Below are 21,750 nucleotides of genomic sequence, written 5' to 3'. Positions count from 1 at the left end.
GCCCACCGCGCCATCAGCTATTCCTCGAGTTCCCGCTAATCCACCACCAACCCGAACGAATATGCGCCATCGCGCTCGCCCCAAACGCTTCACCGACCAGTACCGACAAGCAATAACCTACTAGCAAATGCTCCGCGAAGTGCTGGGCAGACAACCCGATCTGAAGCACATCGGCCATCACGAACATACCACCAACTGGCTGAATCGCCCGGATACCCGGATAATGGTTCAAGCTCGCACACGCCAGATCACGGCGCTGGCGATACTCTTCGCGCATCAACGCCACTTCCGGCAGATTTTCATCCAGGTCCATCTATGCATCGTTCTGAGTGAAATCCGGAATACCGAACAGCATGAAAACGACATTCACCAGATGCTCGGATAAAAGTTTCGGTCCAATCACCCATCCCACTCGCCAACCGCTCATGGTGTGGGATTTCGAAAGGTTATTGATCGTCGCCATACGCTCGGCCATTCCCGGCAAACTCGCCGGGCTGCTGGACCTCATATAGCAAGTCGCTGTAGACGTCGTCGCTGATTAGCCACAGGTCATGACGAATTCACAGCGACGCCAGTCCCAGCCAGACCTTCAGCGGAAAATTGGCGCCGAAAGCATTGTTCGGACTTTTGAGCAAAATGGCACTGATCTGGGGGGTAACCAGTGCCACCACGTCCACCGAGGCAACCTGAAAGCTGTTCTCCAGACGTTCCGCCACCGGCACCACTTTCGCTCCGCAAGTGCCGATCACTTCATCACCCAGATCGAGCAGGGCTTGCACCAGCATTTACAGCGCGCACTGCACCCTCGGGAAGGCAAGGCAACCCGATTGTCGTCCACGGAAAACACCAAACTACGAAACGCCCACTGAATGATTTACCCACCTCTTGCATCGACCAGGCAGACTCTCAAAGTGCAAATACACCCTGGTATCTACGCTGCGGCAATCAACCTGAGGCCATTTGCCTAAGGAAGGTAGGATCGTTCAATGGGCGTTTTTTTCAGTCGATGTTGAGATTCTTCAGTCGAACCAATCCCTGTTTTATATGGCCCGCGTTATCACCAATCGCCTCCAATGCTCCTCGAACATTCCCTCCGATCTCAGCTGAGCCCCGCTGCTCTACCCAGACGGTCAGCTCCATCAAAGCCGCCTCTAAGGCCAACTGGTTGTGGTAAATCCTTTCAAGAACTTCCAATAATGAATAGTCTTTCGCCATAATTTCGACTCCTTCGAAAAATTCAAACATAGCAGCAGCGCTTGCTTGAGTAGTCAACAGAATGGGGACGCCCCAGCGGCCGTGTTTTACAAGAGCGCCTATTCAGTACCTTTCTTTTCATTGCGCGTGGTTTGCTAGTAAACCGCACGGTCTGATCCTTTCAGGAGGTATAGGCCTCCATAGCTCGCTGGTGTTGTGTTTCGCCAAGTACCAGACACAGGAAAAAACTAGCCGCCGAGGTCCGACCGTTCAATGAAAACTCAACCTCGCATCGCAGGCTGGTTACTGTCACTCAGACATTAGCCAGCCAGTGGATTAGTTCTTGGCACGCCACACTACCGGCGCATGGTCACCATTTATAGCGCGCTCCCATATTGGCTCCCCACGATTGTTCGATCTTGTCGCTATTGCTGTAATCAAGGTCCAAATGCATGGAAACCTTGTCAGTCACCTCCATGGCCACGCCCGCGCCCAACTCGCCACGAGAGCCCGACAGGTCGGTACTGAAACGGTTGTCATTGACCTCGACATCGCTGTTCTTGGCAAACTCGTGTACGTACGCGGCACGCAGGTACGGCTGGACCGTTTTACCTTGCGCCCAGGTAAAATTGCGACCCACCGTGGTACCGACTTTACCCAGCAAGGAATGAACACGATCACCTTTGGCGGCCAGGCCGTTGTCCAGGTCGTAATCGGCGCCATCGATCATCACACCGGACAGTTGAGCGTAGGGCTCGACAAAGTAGTCATCCGCTAGCTTGATGTTTCGCCCAAACTCCAGCGACGCACCGATGCCGTCAGTGTCGTAATTGCCCTTGGTTTTCTTGCCGTCGCTGAGTCGAACGTCGGATTCGTTCTGGAACCGGTTGTATTTGACGACACCGTCGAAGTAATAGCCGCTCTGCGTGTCCAGCCAGGTGGTATAGGCGCCCAGGTAGTAGCTGTCGACTTCACCGCTCGTGCCACGGCTCATGTCCAGGCTGGACTGGCTGTAACCGCCCAGCACACCGACCAGCCATTGCCCGTCGCCCATAGGCAGCGGCGCATCGGCACCGATCGAAATACCTTGCTGGGTTTGCTTGTAGGCCACGCCGGCGCTGTCACTCACGTTATATTTATTGCCGTAGGCACGGATCCAGCCACCGGCCTTGCCCTGATCCATGCGCACCTCGCCCATGCGGGTGCGCAACGTGCTGAGTTCACCGTACCAGACCGTCGGGGCCGCGTTGAACAACGCCATGACCGACTGTGTACCAGGGCTGATAGCCCGTGTGGCCGTGTCCAGGACCCAGTCGTTGTCGCCTTGCTTGATCAGGTCGTAGGAAAACGCCCCGAGGTCCACGGCACCACCGGCCAAGGCGAAGGTGGCGTCACCCGAGCCGATACTCACCACGGCCTTGGAACCTGCCCCTACCGGTTCAGTGCCCTGGCTGTCGAGGGCGACAAGATGGTTGCCACTGGCATTGCCAGACACGATCAGGGTATCCACCTGCCCGGTGGTGAAATCGTTGTGCATATAGAACGTTCCCCCCGTACCCGACAGGGTTTCCACGGAGAGATTGAAATACTGCCCCGGGTTGCCGAACTGGACGCCACCGCCATTGAGGGCCAGGTTGGCGACGTTGCCGTCACCGACCATCACCCACCGGGCGTCGCTGTTGACGGTCAGTTGGCTGACATTGTCGAGGCGGCCGGTCAGGGTCGATTGATTTTGCAAAGTGATATTGGCCGTCGCGCCAGAGCTCGCCACGACGTCACCCACCAGGTGGCTGTTATCGACCGTCATGTTCGCCGTCGATGTGCCATTGATCTCCAGGATTGTGCCGTTGCCACCCACCAGGGTGGAGCCGTTGTTCACTTCGATCGTGGCCAGGATGGGCGCCAGGCCGAAGTCGTCGATGACAATCGCCGAGCCGGTTTGCCCCTGCACCAGGGTGCTGTCCAGTACCAGGCGGCTGGGCATTCCGGCAGTGCTACCGGGCAAGAATAGTACCCCCTCAGCACCGCCGCGGATCGTGCTGGCCGTTGCCGAGGCGGTGCCAGTGGACAGCTGAAGCCCCGTTCCCACGGCATTGCTGCCCGTGACCACGGCGCGTGTCAGGGTCAAATCACCGAGACTGCCCACCTCCACGCCGGTCATGCCCCCCGTGATGACGCTGTCCGTCACCGAGGCCCTGGAACCCACAGGCGCGGAGGCCCGCGAACCCAATGACAGGCCGGCCCTGCTTCCGGTAACGGTACTGCCGTTGATCGTTGCGCGGCTATCGACCAACTCGACGCCGATGGTGCTGACGGCTGAGGTCACCGCCGAACCGTTGAGGGTCAAGGAGGAATTTGATTCAGCCCGGATATCGTTGGTCGTCGCACCGTTGGCGGTCAGGCTCGCCTGATTGCGCAACAGGTATTGATCGGTGGCAACGCTGCCGTCTATATCCCGCGGTTGCCCATCAATAATGGTTCTTGCCAACGAGTGCGTGCTGACAAGCAACAAGGGCAGAATTGTCATCCACTTCAGCGAGGCCGAAAGAGGATGTAAGGTAAAAATTCGTTGATCGTTCATTTAGCACCGCAGAAGTCGTTGAACTGGAGTTCGTCAGGGCTGAAGGTTTTGCCCTACGTATGGGGCGGCAAAATTACTCAACCCAACCGGATGCGTCTGTAGGATTTATCCTGCGCTTCAACAAATTCAACGACAGGCAGCGAGAAGAAGCCCTCCTCCTGCTACCTGCCGTTGAATGACTTCAAGGTCTAGGGATCTTGCAGTGGTCGTTATCCGTGCCGCTGGCTTCGAATACGGCAACGAGAATGCCGGCCGGATCCGACGACACGGGCGTGCCGCGAACCTCGATGGTGTACTTCACAATGCCCCTCCCACCACTGATGGTGGGTCTATAGGTAGGCTTCAAACATTTCTCATAGGGAACAAACCAGTCCAGACCGTTCGCTTGCTGATCGACAGTCACGGTCACCGTTTCCTTGTGGTCGGTACCGGCAATGGGCGTAGTGCCGTCGTATTCGTAGGACTGCCATTCCAGTGCGACGTCTACGCCTGCTGTCAGATAGGTTGATTGGGGGATATGTACGAAAATCCCATATTCCGTACTTCCCGCAGCCTTGAGCCTCAAGCTGTTGCAGTTGGCTATACCACCCGGAAAGTCGGACGCCGGGAACTCCGGCTCAGGCAGATCGACGATCTCGACCATCACATCGATGGTGGTTGGAAGCGACTTATGTGGATTGGCGAAGTCGGCATGCGTCAGGGTGTAATGCAGCGGCAAGTCTTGCATCACTGGGGTGGCTTTGATGACGTCCCACGGTATGACAAATGGGATGACCTCGTTTGGCGCCTCGGTTCCCTTTACAACGTAAGCGGGCAAGACGGCAGCGCCATTGTAATAAAGCGTCAGGGTGTCACCGACTTCAGGGTTATCGAACAATTCGATTGACGCCTTGGCATCCTCGCCTATATCGCCCTCAACCAATTCGGTGCCGCTGCCCAGAGAGCTCTCGAACTCGATCAGATTAAGATCCGGATTAATCGGACCAGGGTCCACGCCCGGGCCACCCGGCTCGGGGCGAGCGAAGTCCGTATCGACGTCAATGGCGCCAGGCGAATCAAAGGGGTAGTCGCCCCTCTGTACCTTGTAGTCCACTTGGACTGTTTGCACATGGGTGGTCGAAGTGAAGTCGTACTCGCCAGCCATATGAGGCCAGGGCACGGTGATCGTTAGTGGGGCAGATGAGCGCCAACAGAAGTCCGCGCCAGATCCTTCGCCCCCCATCTCACCACGATGCCATCCTCGTTGGTAAACCCTGCATACGACGGGATATGAACCTTGGTTGGAAAAGCCGCATCGGCCCGATCGATCACGCCGTCAGCGGCCAGAGGAACTGTGCAGCGCTGCAAGGCACTGGGCAGCGTACCCAGGGCAACCTGCACCGTCGCCGGCAACGACATTTCGCCACGGTTACCAGCCTTGTCCACCAAGAAGGCCACGGCGTATTGGGTTTTCGAGCCATATCTTCGAACAACATCAGGCGACACCAACACTTTGCGGTCTGTAGCCAGAAGACCGTTATGCACGACAAACTGGGTAATGTCTTCAGTGGGCAAAGGCACTCTATCCAGCCAGGCGACAAGCACCCAGACAGCATCCCTTTTGGCCTCGATAAAATCGGGAATCACGCAAGAAACCCCGTTATCGCGATCTAAAACGGCATCGGTGATCACGGGCTTCTCGACGATATCGATCACCGCATGCTCGGGGTCCACCCGCAGCGGCCCGGTCCTGTCGATGGTCACCGGGACCTCTGGCGATTCCCTTTCAGAGTTGTCATTCCAGTTTTTTACACGATAACGAAATTGAAACTTGCCCTCATAGTCTTTGAAAATGTCTAAAGGGATCGTCCTTTCCAGAGGAAAGCGGTCATCAGGCAGAAGGTCAGGCCCGGGAATATCTTCTGGAGCGCCAATACGCACCCATTCGGGTGAACTTGAAAGCTGGCACTCCAGCGTCAACACGTTGAACTGTCGCGGAACAGGAGGCCGCTCACTCCACAACGGAATGGTGAGGTTCAACCCTGCGCCAAGCTTGTCCTTGTGAATCAAACCGTCAGGATCCCCGGCCATGGCGTCCACGATCGTAGGGGCCACTAACTCAGCGACAAAGAATTGCTCACGATAATTGTCCCGCACCTGCTCAGCCGTCAGTCTTTCAAATGAACTTGCCATGCTTGCCTCTCCAAATCCGTTTCAGTTCAGCCATGAACAGGTTCATGGCCGGCAAAACTGCTCTGGCAGTCCAACGCACGGCTCAACCACTACCAAGCACCCTGTCGTTCTGCCCGGTCGCAAGACCTGGACGAATTAAGCGCCGGTTTTTTAGAACGCGATACTGTCAAAGTTGACAGGTACCCGCACTTTTTTTACACGGCTTGAACAGGTTAAAATGAGACTGGATTGGACGTTCAGCGCTCAACCCAAGGCTACAAACCTCAGGCCCGCCGCCCTTCAAGCATATTCGTCACACACATCACGATACGTCGGCAGGCGTCCGCCAGCTTCGGCCGGTCCACCACCAGGCCGATGCGAATGTGCCCCGCCGCACTCGGCCCGAAGGCTTCGCCGGCCAGCACCGACACGCCATAACCGTCCAGCAGCCGTTCGGCAAAATGTTGGGCGGACAACCCGGTCTGGCGCACGTCGACCATCACGAACATGCCGCCATCGGGGCGAATCGCCTGGATGCCAGGGCACAGATTCAAACTGGCACACACCAGGTCGCGACGCTGGCGATATTCCTCGCGCATCTGCGCCACGTGCGGCAGGTTTTCATCCAGCGCCAATTGCGCGGCGTTCTGGATGAAATCCGGAATGCCAAACAGCATGCACAACGACAGATTCACCAAATGTTCACACAGCGATTGCGGCCCGATCACCCAACCCACCCGCCAGCCACTCATGGCGTGGGATTTCGACAGGCTGTTGATCGTCGCCGTGCGTTCGGCCATGCCCGGTAAACTCGCGGGGCTGATGTGCTCGCCCTCGAACAGCAACTCGCTGTACACCTCGTCGCTGATCAACCACAGGTCATGGCGAATGCACAATGCGGCCAGCGCTTTCCAGGCCGTCAGCGACAGGCTGGCGCCGGAGGGGTTGTTCGGGCTGTTGAGCAACATCGCGCGGGTGTTCGGTGTGATCAGTGCCGCGACATCGGCCGGATCGACCCGAAAGCCGTTCTGCGAGCGCACCGGCACCGGTACCACTTTCGCCCCGCAGGCACCGAACACGCCTTCGTAGGTCACGTACATCGGCTCGGCGACGAGCACTTCGTCCCCCGGGTCGAGCAGGCATTGCGCAACCGAATACACCGCGCATTGCGCCCCGGGGAATACGATCACGTGCTGCGCATCCACGGCCTGACCGCTGCGCCGACGATGATGGCGGGCGATGCTGTCGCGCAAGCCTTGGCTGCCGCGCACCGCCGGGTAGTGCGTGTCGCCGGCCAGCAAACTGCCAATCGCGGCCTGGACGATGGGTTGTGGGGTGTCGAAATCCGGGTCGCCGATCGACAGCAGCAAGACATCGACACCCTGCTCGCGCAGCGCCAGCGCTCGATCGTGAATCCGCCAGGCTGCCGCTCCGTCACCGGCGATTCGTTGGGTCAAGGCTGAGTAGCGCATGGCGTTCTCCTGTCGCGCGTGTTCCTGGCCACAACCCTATCTCAAATCGCGCAACACGGCACCTCGCGAGCGCGTGTTTAATGGTGTTTAAGGTTACTTCATGAAAGCCACAGGACCTTGCGCCGTTGCCTACGCTTGCGCCAGAATCCGCCGGCTTGTGCGCCTGGGGGGCCATCGGTAACTTGATTCGTGTCACTGCTCATCAGTGATCGGGTTTAGTCGCCCGGTGGTTTTCTAGTGAAGTGCACAAGCTCTGTCAGTCAGGCATTCCCATGCTTGCACTTGATGGTAGCTGTGCGCAGGGCGCCCTCGGGCGCGCCGGTTTGCTAGATCCCCGGTCGACTAACCTGCGTACAGCTGCCTCCCCTTTCGTTTAGTCGCAAGAGGGGTGGCACTCCACAATAGGATCTAGCTTATGTTCAAAGTCACACCCAACCCGCCGGACACCGATCCGGTTTCCCCGTACGAACCGGATTCAAAAAAACTCAACGAAGCCGCCGAACGCGCCCTCGCCTTTCACTTCCCCTCGATCGCCGACATCAAAGCCACGCCGCGTACTCCCGGCACACTGTTCACCGTGAACCCGGAAGCCACGACCGAAACCCTGATGGTTTACCTGGTGAAAACGCTGGCCTCAGTCGACGTGATGGTTCACCAGTTGGTGGATCATCTGGACGGCGGATCGCGCAATGCGCTGCTGGGGATTTCCAACAGCGTGATGCTGGCGGAGATCACGGCGAACCGGGTGCTGGATCAGATTGATCCGCCTGAATAGTCCGCCAACACTCAAAAAACCTGTGGGAGCGAGCTTGCTCGCGATAGCGGTATATCAGTCAGCATTGATGTCGCTGACACACCGTTATCGCGAGCAAGCTCGCTCCCACAGGGATTGGGGTGTTCGAAAGGTCAGCGACTGGCCAGCCGCCAAACCCGCGCCACATCGGTCGCCCGCTCACGCAACAAGCGCGGCGCTTCGGCACAAGCCTGCTCCAGGGACATCGGCCCGCTCGCCAGGGCAAACGCAGCGTCGATACCGTGCTCGTACAGTGCCTGATAGCCCTCGCCCAACGTGCCTGCGATGACAATGACCGGCACGCCGTGTTCCCGGGCGACCCGCGCCACACCAAATGGCGTCTTGCCGCGCAGGGTTTGCGCATCGAAACGCCCTTCACCGGTGATCACCAGATCGGCGCCTGCAACGGCGTCGGCCAGCCCCACCAGTTCGGCAACCACCTCGACCCCGGCCGTAAATTGCGCACCGAGGAACGCCTTGGCGGCAAACCCCAGGCCGCCCGCCGCGCCACTGCCCGGCTCGTCGCGCACGTCGTTGTTCAAGGCTTGCGCGCACTGGTCGGCAAAGTGCCCCAGGGCGCGGTCCAGTTGCTCGACCTGCGCGGGCGAGGCGCCTTTTTGCGGGCCGAAAATCGCCGAGGCACCGTGGGGGCCGCACAGCGGGTTGTTGACGTCGGCGGCGATGTCGAAACGCACCTGGGCCAGGCGCGGATCAATCTCGCTCAGGTCGACGCGGGCCAATTGCCCAAGGGCGAGGCCGCCCGGTGACAGCGTCTGCCCCTGGGCGTCGAGCAATTTCACGCCCAAGGCCTGCATGGCACCGGCGCCGCCGTCATTGGTCGCACTGCCGCCAATCGCCAGGATCACCCGTTGCGCTCCGGCATCCAGCGCGGCGCGGATCAATTGCCCGGTGCCGAAGGTGCTGCTGATGCACGCATCCCGTTGCGCCACCGGGACCAACTGCAAACCGCTGGCCTCGGCCATTTCGATGATCGCGGTGTGGCTCTGGGGCAACCAGCCCCAGGCGGCATCCACCATGGCCCCCAGCGGCCCGCGAACCAGGGTGCGGCGCTGCTGGCCTTCGCACGCGGCCAGGATCGACTCGACAGTCCCTTCCCCGCCGTCGGCCATCGGGCATTTGATCAGTTGGGCATCAGGCCAGACCTGCGCCAATCCCAATGCAATGGCATCGGCCACGCCTTGGGCGCTGAGGCTGTCCTTGAACGAATCGGGGGCGATCACGATTTTCATGGGAATTCTCCAGTTCCAATGCCCACATGCTGCCAGCCGCCATGAACAATAACGCCGGGCCGCTGCACAAGCGGTGTTGAGGATTATTGTTCATTTCCACAAAACCCGACGGGAGCGGCATCGTCCACAAATCTGTGCACCACCACAAATAACTGTGGGAGCGAGCTTGCTCGCGATGGCGGCGCATCAGTCAGCATTAATGCCGCTGACGCACCGCTATCGCGAGCAAGCTCGCTCCCACAGGGCAATTGCGTGATTCATGGATGGGTGTCTGACTCGGGCAGCAGTTGCACGCCAAGGTAGAGTGCGAGCATGCCGTCCAGTCGCAATGGATCAACCCCACTCAGCTCGGCAATCCGCTCCATGCGATACCGCAGGCTGTTGCGATGGATGCCCAGTGCATCGGCGCAGGCCTGGCTCTGGCCGTCGTGTTCGCACCAACTGCGCAGGGTGGCCAGCAACTGGCCGTTGCTGTCTTTGGCAATGACCTTGCGCAGCGGATTGAGCAATTCGTCGAGGGCGTCGTCGTTGCGGTGGCGCCAGAGCATCACCGGCAGCCGATAGCGGTTGAGCGTCAGCAATCGGGAGCGCGGCAGCACTTCGCGCCCGTAGGCCAGCAAGTCACCGACCCGGCGATAGCAGCGACGCAATCCGGAAAGTCCATCGGCCTGCCCACCCACGGCAATGCGCAGGATGTTCCAGCCCAGGCCGTCGAGTTTGTCCAGCAAGCGCTCGTTCTCGACCGTCTGGCTCGCCGGCCGGCACCAGAGCAACGAGGTTTTGGCCGAGCTCACGCACCAACTGTCCGGATGACGGCTCGTCAACCAGGCACTCAGTGCCTCGACGGTTTGTCCTGGTGCGTGCTCCAGGCCCAGTTCGAACAAGTACGGCACACGAGTCATTTGTGGTTTGAGGCCCAACTGCTGCGCTTCATCGACCAGTCGTGGAGAATCCCCGGCTTCGCTCAGAAGCAGCGCCAGCAAGTCATCGCAGCGCTGGCGCCGCCATTGCTGTTCGGCCTGCTGGTTGCGTTGGCCCACCAGCATTTCGGCGGTCATGCGCACCAGCTCGGCGTAGGTGCGCAGTTGCTCGGGTTCGCCGGTGATGCCCAGCACGCCGATCAAGCGCTGGTCGAGCATCAATGGCAGGTTGATGCCCGGTTGTACGCCCTTGAGGTGAATCGCCGTCTGCGCATCGATCTCCACCACTCGGCCATTGGCCAATACCAGTTGCGCGCCCTCATGCCGGGTGTTGACCCGCTCCGGTTCGCCGCTGCCCAGGATCAAGCCCTGGCTGTCCATGACGTTGACGTTGTACGGCAGGATAGCCATCGCCCGGTCGACGATGTCCTGGGCCAGGTCGTGATCGAGTTCGAACATGCAAGTGATCCTTGAAGACAGTGATGGAACGGGTTGTTCACCCGCACAGGCCTTGGTTGCAAACCCTGTGCTCAGGCACAAAGACAGCCACCCTGAGGGTGGTCGAGACTCTCTGGGCGATCAACGTTACCCTTTGCATCGCAAAAAATCATAATAAAGAGAGAGCCGCCATGACACAGAGCGCCGTAGCGTCCCAGGCCATCGCTGACGATAAAAACGCCGTCTACAAGCGCATCACCCTGCGTTTGATCCCCTTCATTTTCATCTGCTACCTGTTCAACTACCTCGACCGGGTAAACGTTGGATTTGCCAAACTGCAAATGCTCGACGCGCTGAAGTTCAGCGAAACCGTGTACGGCCTCGGCGCCGGCATCTTCTTTATCGGTTACGTGCTGTGCGGCGTGCCAAGCAACCTGGCCCTGACCAAATTCGGCCCGCGGCGCTGGATTGCGCTGATGATGATTGCCTGGGGCACGCTCTCGACCTGCCTGCTGTTCGTCACCACGCCGACCGAGTTCTATACCCTGCGCCTGTTCACCGGCGCGGCCGAAGCCGGGTTCTTCCCGGGCGTGGTGCTGTACCTCTCGCAGTGGTTCCCGACCTTCCGCCGTGGCCGCATCATGGCCTTGTTCATGTCGGCGATCCCGGTGTCGGGCCTGCTCGGCAGCCCGTTCTCCGGGTGGATTCTCAACCACTTCGCCGCCGGCCAGGGCGGTCTCGCCGGCTGGCAGTGGATGTTCCTGCTGCAAGGCATTCCCACCGTCATCCTGGGTGCGCTGGCTTACTTCCTGCTCAGCGACAGCTACGCCAATGCCAAGTGGCTGACTCCGTTTGAGCGTTCGGTGCTGGAAGCCGACCACGCCGAAGATCTGGCGAACAAGCCGAAAACCACGACCGATTCGCTGCTGGCGGTGTTCAAGAACCCGGCGATCTGGGCTTTCGGCCTGATCTATTTCTGCATCCAGAGTGGCGTCTATGCGATCAACTTCTGGCTGCCGTCGATCATCAAGAACCTGGGCTTCAGCGATAACCTGGTGATCGGCTGGTTGAGCGCGATTCCGTATCTGCTCGCCGCCGTATTCATGCTAATGGTTGGCCGTTCAGCCGACCTGCGCAAAGAACGCCGCTGGCATTTGGTGGTGCCGATGCTGATGGGGGCGCTGGGGCTGCTGATCGCGGTGAACTTCGCCGCCAACCCGGCCATCGCGATTCTCGGCCTGACCATCGCCACCATGGGTGCGCTCACCGGCCTGCCAATGTTCTGGCCGGTGCCGACCGCCCTGCTGAGTGCCGGCGCTGCCGCCGGTGGCCTGGCGCTGATCAACTCGATGGGGCAGATGGCCGGTTTCCTCAGCCCGTACCTGGTGGGTTGGGTCAAGGACAGCACCGGCTCGACCGATGCGGCGCTGTACCTGCTGGCGGGTGTGATTGTCTGCGGCAGTTTGCTGGCGTTGCGCATGACCCGAACCTTGCGCACCTGATCAACACAAATCCCCTGTGGGAGCGAGCTTGCTCGCGAAGGAGTGTCAGACACGCCCATGTAGCTGGCACTCCATCGCGAGCAAGCTCGCTCCTACAGTTGGTTTGTGTGTGTTTGAGATTTGCGTTTGCTCCCGGCAATGGTTCTGGTATCTGATTGAGCCTTTCCCACTGGTAAAAGGATTTGCTCATGAGCTACCGCACGCTGGGTCATTCGGGTCTGCAGGTGTCCACCCTGACCCTGGGCACCATGATGTTCGGCGAACAGACCAGCACCGAAGATTCCCTGCGGATCATCGACAAGGCCTGGGACCAGGGTATCAATTTCATCGACACCGCCGACGTCTACACCAACGGCCGTTCCGAGGAAATCGTCGGCGAGGCCATCGCCAGCCGCCGCCACGAATGGGTGCTGGCCACCAAGGTCGGCTTCGGTCCCGTGGACGGTGTTCCCAACCGCAGCGGCCTGAGCCGCAAGCACCTGTTCAACGGCATCGATGCCAGCCTGACGCGCCTGGGCACCGACTATCTCGACATCTATTACCTGCACCGCGAAGACCACAATACGCCGCTGGAGGTCACGGTATCGGCCATCGGTGACTTGATCCGCCAAGGGAAAATTCGTTACTGGGGCCTGTCCAACTATCGTGGCTGGCGCATCGCCGAGGTCATCCGCGTGGCCGATAAACTGGGCGTTGACCGGCCGGTGATCAGCCAGCCGCTGTACAACATCGTCAACCGTCAGGCAGAAACCGAGCAGATCACGGCGGCGCAAAGCTACGGCCTTGGCGTGGTGCCCTACAGCCCGCTGGCGCGCGGGGTGCTTAGCGGCAAATACGCACCGGATGTGAAACCTGATGCCAACAGTCGTGCCGGACGCCAGGACAAACGCATCCTGGAAACCGAATGGCGCGTCGAATCCCTGCGCATCGCCCAGCAAATCCAGCAATACACTCAGGAACGCGGCGTCGGCATCGTCGAGTTCGCGATCGCCTGGGTGCTGAACAACAGCGCCGTGACCTCGGCCATTGTCGGGCCGCGCACGGAAGAACAATGGGACGCCTACACTAAGGCGCAGGCGGTGACGATCACGGCCGAGGATGAGGCGTTCATCGATTCGCTGGTGACACCGGGGCATGCGTCGACACCGGGGTTCAATGATGTGAGCCATTTTGTCTCCGGCCGCAGACCGTTTAACTGAAAAAACATAAACCACTGTAGGAGCGAGCTTGCTCGCGATGGTGGTCAACGATAACGCGGGGAGCCTGCCTGCCCGCGGTGTCTGGTCGTTCATCGCGAGCAGGCTCGCTCCTACAAGGGGATGTTGGAAATATTGATCATCCGGACAATATTCAGCACAAAAACCACGTATCCTCCGCCCCCCGTTTCACCTTCAACCTCGCGAGGACAGCTTGTCTAAAGGTATCGCTCTATCGGTTTCAGCCTCGGTGCTGTTTGCCGTCATGTATTACTACACATCGCTGCTCAGCCCCTTGAGCGGTGTGGAGATCTTCGGTTGGCGCATGCTGCTGACCGTACCGTGCATGACCGTGTTCATGGTGGTGTCCGGGGAGTGGAAACGCGTGCTGGAGATCGTTCGGCGCGCCATGGCCAATCCGAAACTGATGGGCGCGCTGATTGCCTCCTCTGCCCTGCTCGGCGTGCAATTGTGGCTGTTCATGTGGGCACCGTTGAACGGCTACAGCCTCGACGTATCACTCGGCTATTTCCTGCTGCCGCTGACCATGGTCTTGACCGGTCGCCTGGCCTACGGCGAGCGCCTGTCCTATCTGCAAAAAGTCGCGGTGGTGTTCGCCTGCCTGGGGGTGGTCAACGAGGTGTATCAGGTCGGTGGTTTTTCCTGGGCGACCTTGCTGGTCTGCGTGGGTTATCCGGCCTACTTCGTCCTGCGCAAACGACTGGCGGCGGACAACCTCGGTGGCTTGTGGCTGGACATGGCATTGACGCTGCCGGTGGCAGTCTGGTTCGTCCAGAGCGGCGCGCAAGGTTTTGGTGTGTTTGAACAGCATCCATGGTTATCGCTGCTGATCCCGATGCTCGGCGTGATCAGCGCATCGGCATTGGTGGTCTACATCATTGCCAGCCGCCTGCTGCCATTCAGCCTGTTCGGCTTGTTGAGCTATGTCGAACCGGTGTTGCTGCTGGGCGTGGCGTTGCTGCTGGGAGAAAGCATCAAGGCCGGGGAATGGCTGACGTACATCCCGATCTGGATGGCCGTGCTGGTGCTGGTGTTTGAAGGGTTCAAGCATCTGGTCCGGCAGCGCAGACCTTAAGCACACGCAAAACAAAATGTGGGAGCGAGCTTGCTCGCGATTGCAGTGTGTCAGTCAACATTAATGTTGAATGAACTACCGCTATCGCGAGCAAGCTCGCTCCCACAGTTTTTATCGGTGTAACGGCTTAGTCGGTGGAGAGAACACCACGACGCACCTGGTCACGCTCGATGGATTCGAACAGCGCCTTGAAGTTGCCTTCGCCGAAACCGTCGTCGCCCTTGCGCTGGATGAACTCGAAGAACACCGGCCCCATCAGGGTTTCCGAGAAGATCTGCAGCAGCAGACGCTTGTCGCCCGACTCGGACGAACCGTCCAGCAAAATGCCCCGCGCCTGCAGTTGGTCCACCGGCTCGCCGTGGTTCGGCAAACGCCCTTCGAGCATTTCGTAGTAGGTCTCTGGCGGCGCGGTCATGAAGCGCATGCCGATGCTTTTCAGGTGGTCCCAGGTCTTGATCAGGTCATCGGACAGGAACGCAACGTGCTGGATGCCCTCGCCGTTGAACTGCATCAGGAACTCTTCGATCTGCCCGGCGCCCTTGGACGACTCTTCGTTCAGCGGGATGCGGATCATGCCATCGGGTGCGGTCATGGCCTTGGAGGTCAGGCCGGTGTATTCGCCCTTGATGTCGAAGTAGCGGATTTCACGGAAGTTGAACAGCTTCTCGTAGAAGTTGGCCCAGTAGGCCATGCGACCGCGATACACGTTGTGGGTCAGGTGATCGATGATCTTCAGGCCGGCACCGACCGGATGGCGGTCGACGCCTTCGATGAACACGAAGTCGATGTCATAGATCGAGCTGCCTTCGCCGAAACGATCGATCAGGTACAACGGTGCGCCGCCGATGCCTTTGATTGCCGGCAGGTTCAGTTCCATCGGGCCGGTTTCGATGTGGATCGGCTGGGCGCCGAGTTCCAGGGCACGCTTGTAGGCTTTTTGCGAATCCTTGACGCGAAACGCCATGCCGCACACCGACGGACCATGCTCGGCCGCGAAATACGAAGCCACGCTGTGGGGTTCGTTGTTGAGGATCAGGTTGATCGCGCCCTGGCGATACAGGTGCACGTCCTTGGAACGGTGGGTCGCCACCTTGGTGAAGCCCATGATCTCGAAGATCGGCTCCAGGGTGTTCGGGGTCGGCGATGCGAGCTCGATGAATTCAAAGCCCATCAGGCCCATTGGGTTTTCGTATAAATCTGCCATGGTCGGCGCCTCATCATTTTTTTATCAATTAACAAAGGTTAGTTGTAAGCAATGCTGAGACCGGTGGGTGGCGCACAGGAGATGCCCCGCACACTGCGGGCGAGAAAGTCACCGTAGATCAGTTGAAACCCGAATATCTTCATTTTCGACCCAAGGCTCTTGCGGGCGAGGCTTCTGCTGCCAGAAGACGATTATTATTGTATGCGTAACCCGATTCTACACAGCGTAAATCAGTTTGTCCGCCTTCTGTATCAAATCCCCTTTTTCCATGCCCGCGCAAGGGGTTTGTTGCAGAGGAAAATCCCCGCCAGTATCAGCCCGCCACCCAGGCACATGGCCAGCGTCAGCGGCTCATCCAGAAGCAGCGCGCCAAGGATCACCGCCGTCAACGGGTTCAAGGCAATGAACACCCCGGAACGGGTCGCGCCGATTTTGCGAATACCGTCGTAGTAGCCGATGTACGCCAGCGCCGACCCCAGCACGCCCAGGTACAAAAGGCTCAACCATTGCTGCGCACCCAGCTGGGCGATCGCGGCGACACTCACCTCGCCGCGCACGATGCAGGTCATCCAGAGCATGACGGTGCCCAGCAGGATCGAATAGGTCACCGTTTGCACCGGGCCCAGGGTGTGATTCAGCTCTTTGGAGAACAGCGAGTAGACACCCCAGCCGAGGACACAGCCGAAAATCAGCAAATCGCCGAGCCAGACATCGGCGCCGCCGGCCAGTAGTTGCGGGTCGCGACTGACGATCACCATGCTCGCGCCCGCCACGCAGATCGCAATGCCGACGACTTTCGCCCGATTCAAACGTTCCTTGAACAGCAACCAGGAAGCCAGGCCGATCACCGCCGGATTCAGCGCCACGATCAAGGATGCCCGTGAAGCGTTGATGTAATGCAGGCCATAAAAGAAGCACAGGTTGTAAAAAAATATCCCGAAAAAGCCAAGCAATGACAATTGCAGCCATTGCCGGGGGCTGGGCCGGACCAGCGGTGTGCGTGCCATGCGTATAAACAGCAGCAACGCCACGCTGGCCAGCAGAAACCGCAGGCTGGCAGCCAGTAGCGGGCTGAGGACACCGGCCAGATAGCGTCCGGCAACGAAGGTGCCACCCCACACCATGGTGACCGCCGCCAGTTTCAGATACACCGGAAGATCCGATGGTTTTGACAGGCTTTGCTCGCAGATCGTCATAGATTCCAGGACCGGATGTCGGAGAGATGCCGTATCATTCGGTTAATACCCAGTCATCGTAAAATGAGCAAACACTCATGACCCTCACTCAACTGGAGATTTTCTCCCTCGTGGCCGAACTCCACGGCTTCACGGCAGCGGCCAATCGCCTGGGTATTTCCCAATCGGCGGTGTCCCATGCCTTGAAGTCCCTGGAGTTGGAGTTGGGTGTCGAACTGCTGCGCCGGCATCAAACCCAGGTCGAACTGAGCGACATTGGCCAGCAGTTGTTGCTGCGCGCCCGGGCGATGCTCGGCCTGGCCAACACCCTGCGCCAGGAAGCGGCCGATGCCAGGGGCATGAAACGCGGCACGCTGCGAATCGGCTCCTTCGGCCCGACTTCATCGATCAAATTGCTGCCGTTGATTCTGCAGCAGTACCGCGCCGCCCATCCCGGCATCGAGGTGCATATCGACGAAGGCCCCGACCGTCAGGTACTCCAGTGGCTGGAGGAACGGCGGATCGACATTGGCTTTGTGGTATTGCCCGAGGAGCGTTTCGATACGGTCGCGCTGATCGAAGACCAGATGGTCGCGCTGCTGCCCGCCGACCATCCGCTGGCGGTTCACGACAGCCTGAGCCTGAAGGATCTGTGCGACTTCCCGTTCGTGCTGACCGAGGCCGGTTCTTCGGAGCTGGTTTCACGTCTGTTCACAGTGGCCCGACTGACGCCCAATATCCGTTATCGCTGCTCGCAGTTGATCAGCACCCTGGATGTCGTCGCTCGTGGCGACGGGGTGACGGTGGTTGCCGAAGGTTCATTGCCTAATCAGATTGACCGCCGCTGCGTGAAAAAACCGCTGTCGCCGGCGGTGTTGCGGCAGGTCGGCCTGGCGGTGCTCGATCGACGCCAGGCATCACCCGCGACGTTGGCCTTTATCAGGCTGGCCGAAAGCCTTGATTTGCGTTGAGCGGCATAACCGCCAACGGCCAACTATCATGGCCCATACCCGAACTCTTCATGGGAGGCGTTTTACCCCGCCATCAATTGAGAGCCTTACATCTTCGTGACAGGACTCGCGAATGCCGCTGAAAGCCAAAACCCGCAGTCGCAGCACAAGAATTGCCGTCACTCTGATCAGTGGCTTGCTCCCGGTGCTGCTGGGGGCCGCCATTCTTTACATGCAAGCCGGGCGTGCGCTCAAACAAGACGCCGAACAAACCGCCGAAGAAGCGATTCGTCAGTTCGACCTGATGCTCGACAACAACGCCCAGGCTGCTCGTGAATTGCTGCCGCTGGCAGGCCAAAGTTGCGGTGAAGTCACACTGGCGCTGCGCGAGCAGGTCACTCGCCGCCCCTTCGTGCGTTCGACCAATCTGGTGTGGGACAACAACCTCTATTGCAGCTCTCTGTTTGGCGACTACCAGGAGAAGGTCAACCCCGGTGACTACACCCAGGGCGCCTTATGGCTCTTGAGCGGCAATCCGGTAACGCCCAACACCGCCGTGCTGGTGTACCGGCTGAGCGAAGGAAACAAAGGCGCACTGTCGACCCTCGATGGTTATCACTTGATTAATACCCTGCGCCTGATCGGTGGCAATACCTTGCTGGTGCTGCAAGTTGGCCCGGACTGGATATCCGCCGATGGCAAGGTTCATACCGGCACTGCGCCTGACCTGCCCGTTGCGCAAAGTCACTTGACCTCCGGGCGCTATGCTTTTGCCGTGGAAGCCGGTTTTCCCAAAGGCGAAACCTGGCGATACATACGCAGCGAATATCCGCCGCTGCTCAGTCTGCTGATTTTCTTCGGTGTGATTGCCGGGGCTATTGGTCACGTCCTGCAAAAGCGTTCCTCGGCACCTACCCAGGAAATGCAGCGGGCACTGGAAGCTTCAGAGTTCATTCCGTATTTCCAGCCCGTGGTGCATGGCGACAGCAAAAGCTGGTCCGGCGCTGAAGTGCTGATGCGCTGGCAACATCCAAAGGAAGGCCTGGTGCGTCCGGATCTGTTCATTCCGTTTGCAGAGCACTCCGGGCTGATCGTGCCGATGACCCGCTCACTGATGCGACAAACCGCCGCCCTGCTCGCACCGCAATCGGCCAGCTTCAACAAGCCGTTTCACATTGGCATCAACATCACCGCCAGCCATTGCCAGGACCTGGAACTGGTCAAGGATTGCCGCGAGTTTCTCGATGCGTTCGAGCCAGGCTCGATCCATCTGGTACTGGAACTGACCGAACGTGAATTGATCGAGCCCACGGCCATCACCCTGCAACTGTTCGAACAACTTCGCGAACTGGGCGTGAAAATCGCCATCGACGACTTCGGCACCGGCCACTCAAGCCTTGGCTACCTGCGGCAGTTCAATGTCGATTTTCTGAAAATCGACCAGAGTTTTGTCGCCATGATCGGCGTCGACACACTGTCGAGCCACATCCTCGACAGCATCATCGAACTGGCGGTCAAACTCGACCTTGCCCTGGTGGCCGAAGGTGTCGAAACCCGCGAACAGAGTGATTACCTGAGCGTTCACCAGGTCAACTTCCTGCAAGGTTATCTGTTCGGCAAACCCATGCCCGGCGCGGAATTCATTAGTGCATTAAGCGACCATTAACTCGCGAATTCAATCGCCAAAACAAACGATTACCCGCGCCAATTTGAATCAAAACACTTCTGACGTTACATGAAGAAAAAGACAGGATTTACTCTTGGCCAATTAACTACTACAATTTTTGATGCCTGCGCTAAATTGGCAGGTGAGCCACTATCACCGAGTCGCTTCAAGGCTCTTGGCTTATAGCTTTGTTTGCGGTTGGCATCAACCAAACACACTATTGGAGTAAAGATATTGTCCAGACTCGCTGAATTTCGTGCAGCCGAAAAGGCCCTTCAAGAACAGCTCAAGCAGTTGGAATCCCTGAAGAACGATGCCGGGCTCAAGAAAGAAATCGAATTCGAAGAGAAGCTCCAGGGCTTGATGAAAACCTATGGCAAGAGCCTGCGCGACATCATCGCCATTCTCGATCCTAACCCGGCAAAATCCGGCCTGCTGCAGGCAGCCGCCCCTAAAACCCGCCGCGCCCGTGTGGTCAAGGTTTATCAGAACCCGCACACCGGCGAGCTGATTGAAACCAAGGGCGGCAACCACCGCGGCCTGAAAGCCTGGAAAGAACAGTACGGTGCAGCCACCGTTGATTCCTGGTTGCGCGGCTAACTCTCGCGGAGACAAAAAAGCCCTGCTTATGCAGGGCTTTTTCATGGGCTATCTAAATGCCCGGGGCCGGCACCCGACAATTACTAACTGCCATCAACTTTGTGCTTAATCCATTTGGATATCTAAAATATTTTTCATGCATCGAAAAAGCACTGCCGCTTACTAAAGTTTCAAGCTGTTACGGGCAGCGTCTATTTCATCCTGGCTCGCCTTATAAGCCTCGGCCTGCCCTGCGTAGGAAAGAACATAGGCCTTATCGGCATCCACCGCGGCCACCAATGTTTGAGAAAGCACATGCCTGCCGTTTTGCGTGATGGTGCAGGTTGTTTCCAGCGCGGCCAATCGACTCAACGTAGTCGAATGAATGCGCGTGCAGACACTTTGATATCCGCCCTGAAAGAAGTCTTTTTGAACCGACTTGCGCATCTCCAGCAGTACGCCTTCGAGGTTTACCTGGTGATCGCTTTGCACCGGGCTCATGGTCAGTTCCATCACCATGAGCGGCGATCCATCCTGATCATTTTTCACCGCCCGCTGGCGACTGACCCCTGACGCCGATTCAGGCACGTCTTCGACCTGCCAGCCTTGCGGCCAGGTCACCACTGGCGCATCGGCGCGAGCAGCGCCAGCCAGCGAAAGCACGCTTAGCAGGATGAACAGCACGTTACGGAATCGAATCATTGCAATGGGCACTCAAGGTTCAAGCCGTAAAGTCTGGGCCCAGGCCGGCTGTCAGGCAATAGCCGACTGTTTGGGTTTGGTGATGTCCGAACCCTTGCGTATCATTGTCTCCATTCGTTAGCCCACATATTTTCCGGAGGGCCCATGAGCCTGCACGAATTGAACACCTTCCCCGGCGTCACCGCCCAACCGGACGCCGCTACACAGAAATTTGTCTTCAACCACACCATGCTGCGGGTCAAGGACATCACCAAGTCCCTGGATTTCTACACACGCATCCTGGGTTTTACCCTGGTGGAAAAACGCGATTTCCCGGAAGCCGAGTTCAGCCTGTATTTCCTGGCGCTGGTGGACAAGAACCAGATCCCGGCCGACGCCGCCGCGCGCACCGAGTGGATGAAATCGATCCCAGGCATCCTGGAGCTGACCCACAACCACGGCACCGAGAACGATGCGGATTTCGCCTACCACAATGGCAACACCGACCCGCGCGGTTTTGGCCACATCTGCATCTCGGTGCCGGACATCGTCGCCGCCTGCGAGCGCTTTGAAGCACTGGGCTGCGATTTCCAGAAACGCTTGAGCGATGGCCGCATGAAGAGCCTGGCGTTCATCAAGGATCCGGACGCCTATTGGGTCGAGATCATTCAGCCAGCACCGCTGTAACCCGCACAACAAATCCCACATTTGGAATGTGTGAAACACAAAACCCCATGATCAATCATGGGGTTTTGTGTTTTCAGAGCCGGCGCCGATACCCCTTTGTAGGAGCGAGCTTGCTCGCGAAAAACCCGAGAACGCCGCGGGGTACCTGCCAACCAGCGTTATCGTTGACGACCATCGCGAGCGGGTTCCTACAAGGTTTTTTGTTTTCAGCGTCC

General features: G+C 58.7%; 18 protein-coding genes and 1 pseudogene. 8 read left to right on the top strand and 11 right to left on the bottom strand.

From position 1 onward, the window contains the following. Nucleotides 1-49: 49 nt before the first annotated feature. The 6 genes and pseudogenes from PSJE_RS31495 to PSJE_RS02040 form a co-directional block, all read right to left on the bottom strand. Nucleotides 50-818, bottom strand: a pseudogene (locus tag PSJE_RS31495) (pyridoxal phosphate-dependent aminotransferase); the annotation flags it as partial. 181 nt (nucleotides 819-999) lie between these two features. Then, nucleotides 1,000-1,215 (bottom strand): hypothetical protein, encoded by a 216-nt coding sequence (locus PSJE_RS02060; protein WP_090455434.1) that lies wholly within the window; start codon nucleotides 1,213-1,215, stop codon nucleotides 1,000-1,002. A 349-nt stretch (nucleotides 1,216-1,564) separates the two neighbouring features. Further along, on the bottom strand, nucleotides 1,565-3,775 hold the full coding sequence (locus PSJE_RS02055; RefSeq protein ID WP_090455436.1) for an autotransporter outer membrane beta-barrel domain-containing protein: 2,211 nt from the start codon (nucleotides 3,773-3,775) through the stop codon (nucleotides 1,565-1,567). Between the two features lie 181 nt (nucleotides 3,776-3,956). After that, the gene (locus tag PSJE_RS02050) at nucleotides 3,957-4,868 is read right to left on the bottom strand and encodes a hypothetical protein (RefSeq protein WP_141201483.1); all 912 of its coding nucleotides are present in this window, start codon (nucleotides 4,866-4,868) and stop codon (nucleotides 3,957-3,959) included. Nucleotides 4,869-4,942: 74 nt separating this feature from the next. After that, nucleotides 4,943-5,947 carry a hypothetical protein gene (locus PSJE_RS02045; RefSeq protein ID WP_090455438.1) on the bottom strand — a complete coding sequence of 335 codons (1,005 nt, stop codon included), beginning with the start codon at nucleotides 5,945-5,947 and terminating at the stop codon, nucleotides 4,943-4,945. Between the two features lie 263 nt (nucleotides 5,948-6,210). After that, on the bottom strand, nucleotides 6,211-7,398 hold the full coding sequence (locus PSJE_RS02040; RefSeq protein WP_090455440.1) for a pyridoxal phosphate-dependent aminotransferase: 1,188 nt from the start codon (nucleotides 7,396-7,398) through the stop codon (nucleotides 6,211-6,213). A 415-nt stretch (nucleotides 7,399-7,813) separates the two neighbouring features. Here PSJE_RS02040 and PSJE_RS02035 point away from each other — a divergent pair, with 415 nt between their 5' ends. After that, a complete protein-coding gene (locus PSJE_RS02035) occupies nucleotides 7,814-8,173 on the top strand; it encodes a DUF6124 family protein (RefSeq protein ID WP_090455442.1) in 360 nt (119 codons plus the stop codon). A gap of 131 nt (nucleotides 8,174-8,304) precedes the next feature. On the opposite strand, the gene PSJE_RS02030 is transcribed toward PSJE_RS02035, so the two are convergent. Both PSJE_RS02030 and PSJE_RS02025 read right to left on the bottom strand, forming a co-directional pair. Beyond that, nucleotides 8,305-9,441: a glycerate kinase gene (locus PSJE_RS02030; protein ID WP_090455444.1), complete on the bottom strand. Its 1,137-nt coding sequence runs from the start codon at nucleotides 9,439-9,441 to the stop codon at nucleotides 8,305-8,307. 257 nt (nucleotides 9,442-9,698) lie between these two features. Further along, nucleotides 9,699-10,820, bottom strand: coding sequence for a sugar diacid recognition domain-containing protein (locus tag PSJE_RS02025; RefSeq protein WP_090455446.1), 1,122 nt, complete (start codon nucleotides 10,818-10,820; stop codon nucleotides 9,699-9,701). 170 nt (nucleotides 10,821-10,990) lie between these two features. On the opposite strand from PSJE_RS02025, the gene PSJE_RS02020 reads away from it, so the two are divergent. From PSJE_RS02020 to rarD, 3 genes are all read left to right on the top strand, one after another. Further along, nucleotides 10,991-12,301 (top strand): MFS transporter, encoded by a 1,311-nt coding sequence (locus tag PSJE_RS02020; RefSeq protein ID WP_090455448.1) that lies wholly within the window; start codon nucleotides 10,991-10,993, stop codon nucleotides 12,299-12,301. Between the two features lie 188 nt (nucleotides 12,302-12,489). Next, the gene (locus PSJE_RS02015) at nucleotides 12,490-13,500 is read left to right on the top strand and encodes an aldo/keto reductase (protein ID WP_090455450.1); all 1,011 of its coding nucleotides are present in this window, start codon (nucleotides 12,490-12,492) and stop codon (nucleotides 13,498-13,500) included. Nucleotides 13,501-13,711: 211 nt separating this feature from the next. Continuing rightward, nucleotides 13,712-14,593, top strand: a complete 882-nt coding sequence (rarD, locus tag PSJE_RS02010) for an EamA family transporter RarD (RefSeq protein ID WP_057714672.1) — start codon at nucleotides 13,712-13,714, stop codon at nucleotides 14,591-14,593. A 127-nt stretch (nucleotides 14,594-14,720) separates the two neighbouring features. Here rarD and hppD read toward each other — a convergent pair whose 3' ends face one another. Next, complete coding sequence (gene hppD, locus PSJE_RS02005) at nucleotides 14,721-15,797, bottom strand: 4-hydroxyphenylpyruvate dioxygenase (RefSeq protein ID WP_057714671.1); 1,077 nt, start codon at nucleotides 15,795-15,797, stop codon at nucleotides 14,721-14,723. Nucleotides 15,798-16,048: 251 nt separating this feature from the next. After that, nucleotides 16,049-16,993: a DMT family transporter gene (locus tag PSJE_RS02000; RefSeq protein WP_090455452.1), complete on the bottom strand. Its 945-nt coding sequence runs from the start codon at nucleotides 16,991-16,993 to the stop codon at nucleotides 16,049-16,051. Between the two features lie 77 nt (nucleotides 16,994-17,070). Between PSJE_RS02000 and PSJE_RS01995 the strand changes: the two genes are divergently transcribed. From PSJE_RS01995 to PSJE_RS01985, 3 genes are all read left to right on the top strand, one after another. Next, nucleotides 17,071-17,943 (top strand): LysR family transcriptional regulator, encoded by an 873-nt coding sequence (locus tag PSJE_RS01995; protein WP_090455453.1) that lies wholly within the window; start codon nucleotides 17,071-17,073, stop codon nucleotides 17,941-17,943. 112 nt (nucleotides 17,944-18,055) lie between these two features. After that, nucleotides 18,056-19,588 (top strand): EAL domain-containing protein, encoded by a 1,533-nt coding sequence (locus PSJE_RS01990; RefSeq protein WP_090455456.1) that lies wholly within the window; start codon nucleotides 18,056-18,058, stop codon nucleotides 19,586-19,588. A 234-nt stretch (nucleotides 19,589-19,822) separates the two neighbouring features. Further along, a complete protein-coding gene (locus PSJE_RS01985; RefSeq protein ID WP_008051761.1) occupies nucleotides 19,823-20,188 on the top strand; it encodes a histone-like nucleoid-structuring protein, MvaT/MvaU family in 366 nt (121 codons plus the stop codon). 162 nt (nucleotides 20,189-20,350) lie between these two features. Here the strand turns inward: PSJE_RS01985 and PSJE_RS01980 are convergent, their stop codons facing one another. Then, on the bottom strand, nucleotides 20,351-20,869 hold the full coding sequence (locus PSJE_RS01980) for a DUF4946 domain-containing protein (RefSeq protein WP_057714667.1): 519 nt from the start codon (nucleotides 20,867-20,869) through the stop codon (nucleotides 20,351-20,353). Nucleotides 20,870-21,013: 144 nt separating this feature from the next. Between PSJE_RS01980 and gloA the strand changes: the two genes are divergently transcribed. Then, nucleotides 21,014-21,535 carry a lactoylglutathione lyase gene (gloA, locus tag PSJE_RS01975; protein ID WP_090455458.1) on the top strand — a complete coding sequence of 174 codons (522 nt, stop codon included), beginning with the start codon at nucleotides 21,014-21,016 and terminating at the stop codon, nucleotides 21,533-21,535. Nucleotides 21,536-21,750: the final 215 nt, after the last annotated feature.

Origin of the sequence: Pseudomonas jessenii (assembly GCF_002236115.1) — a bacterium.
GTDB classification, from domain to species: Bacteria; Pseudomonadota; Gammaproteobacteria; order Pseudomonadales; family Pseudomonadaceae; genus Aquipseudomonas; species Aquipseudomonas jessenii.
Note: the sequence above shows the minus strand (reverse complement) of the source record. Positions and strands in the feature narration are given on the sequence as shown.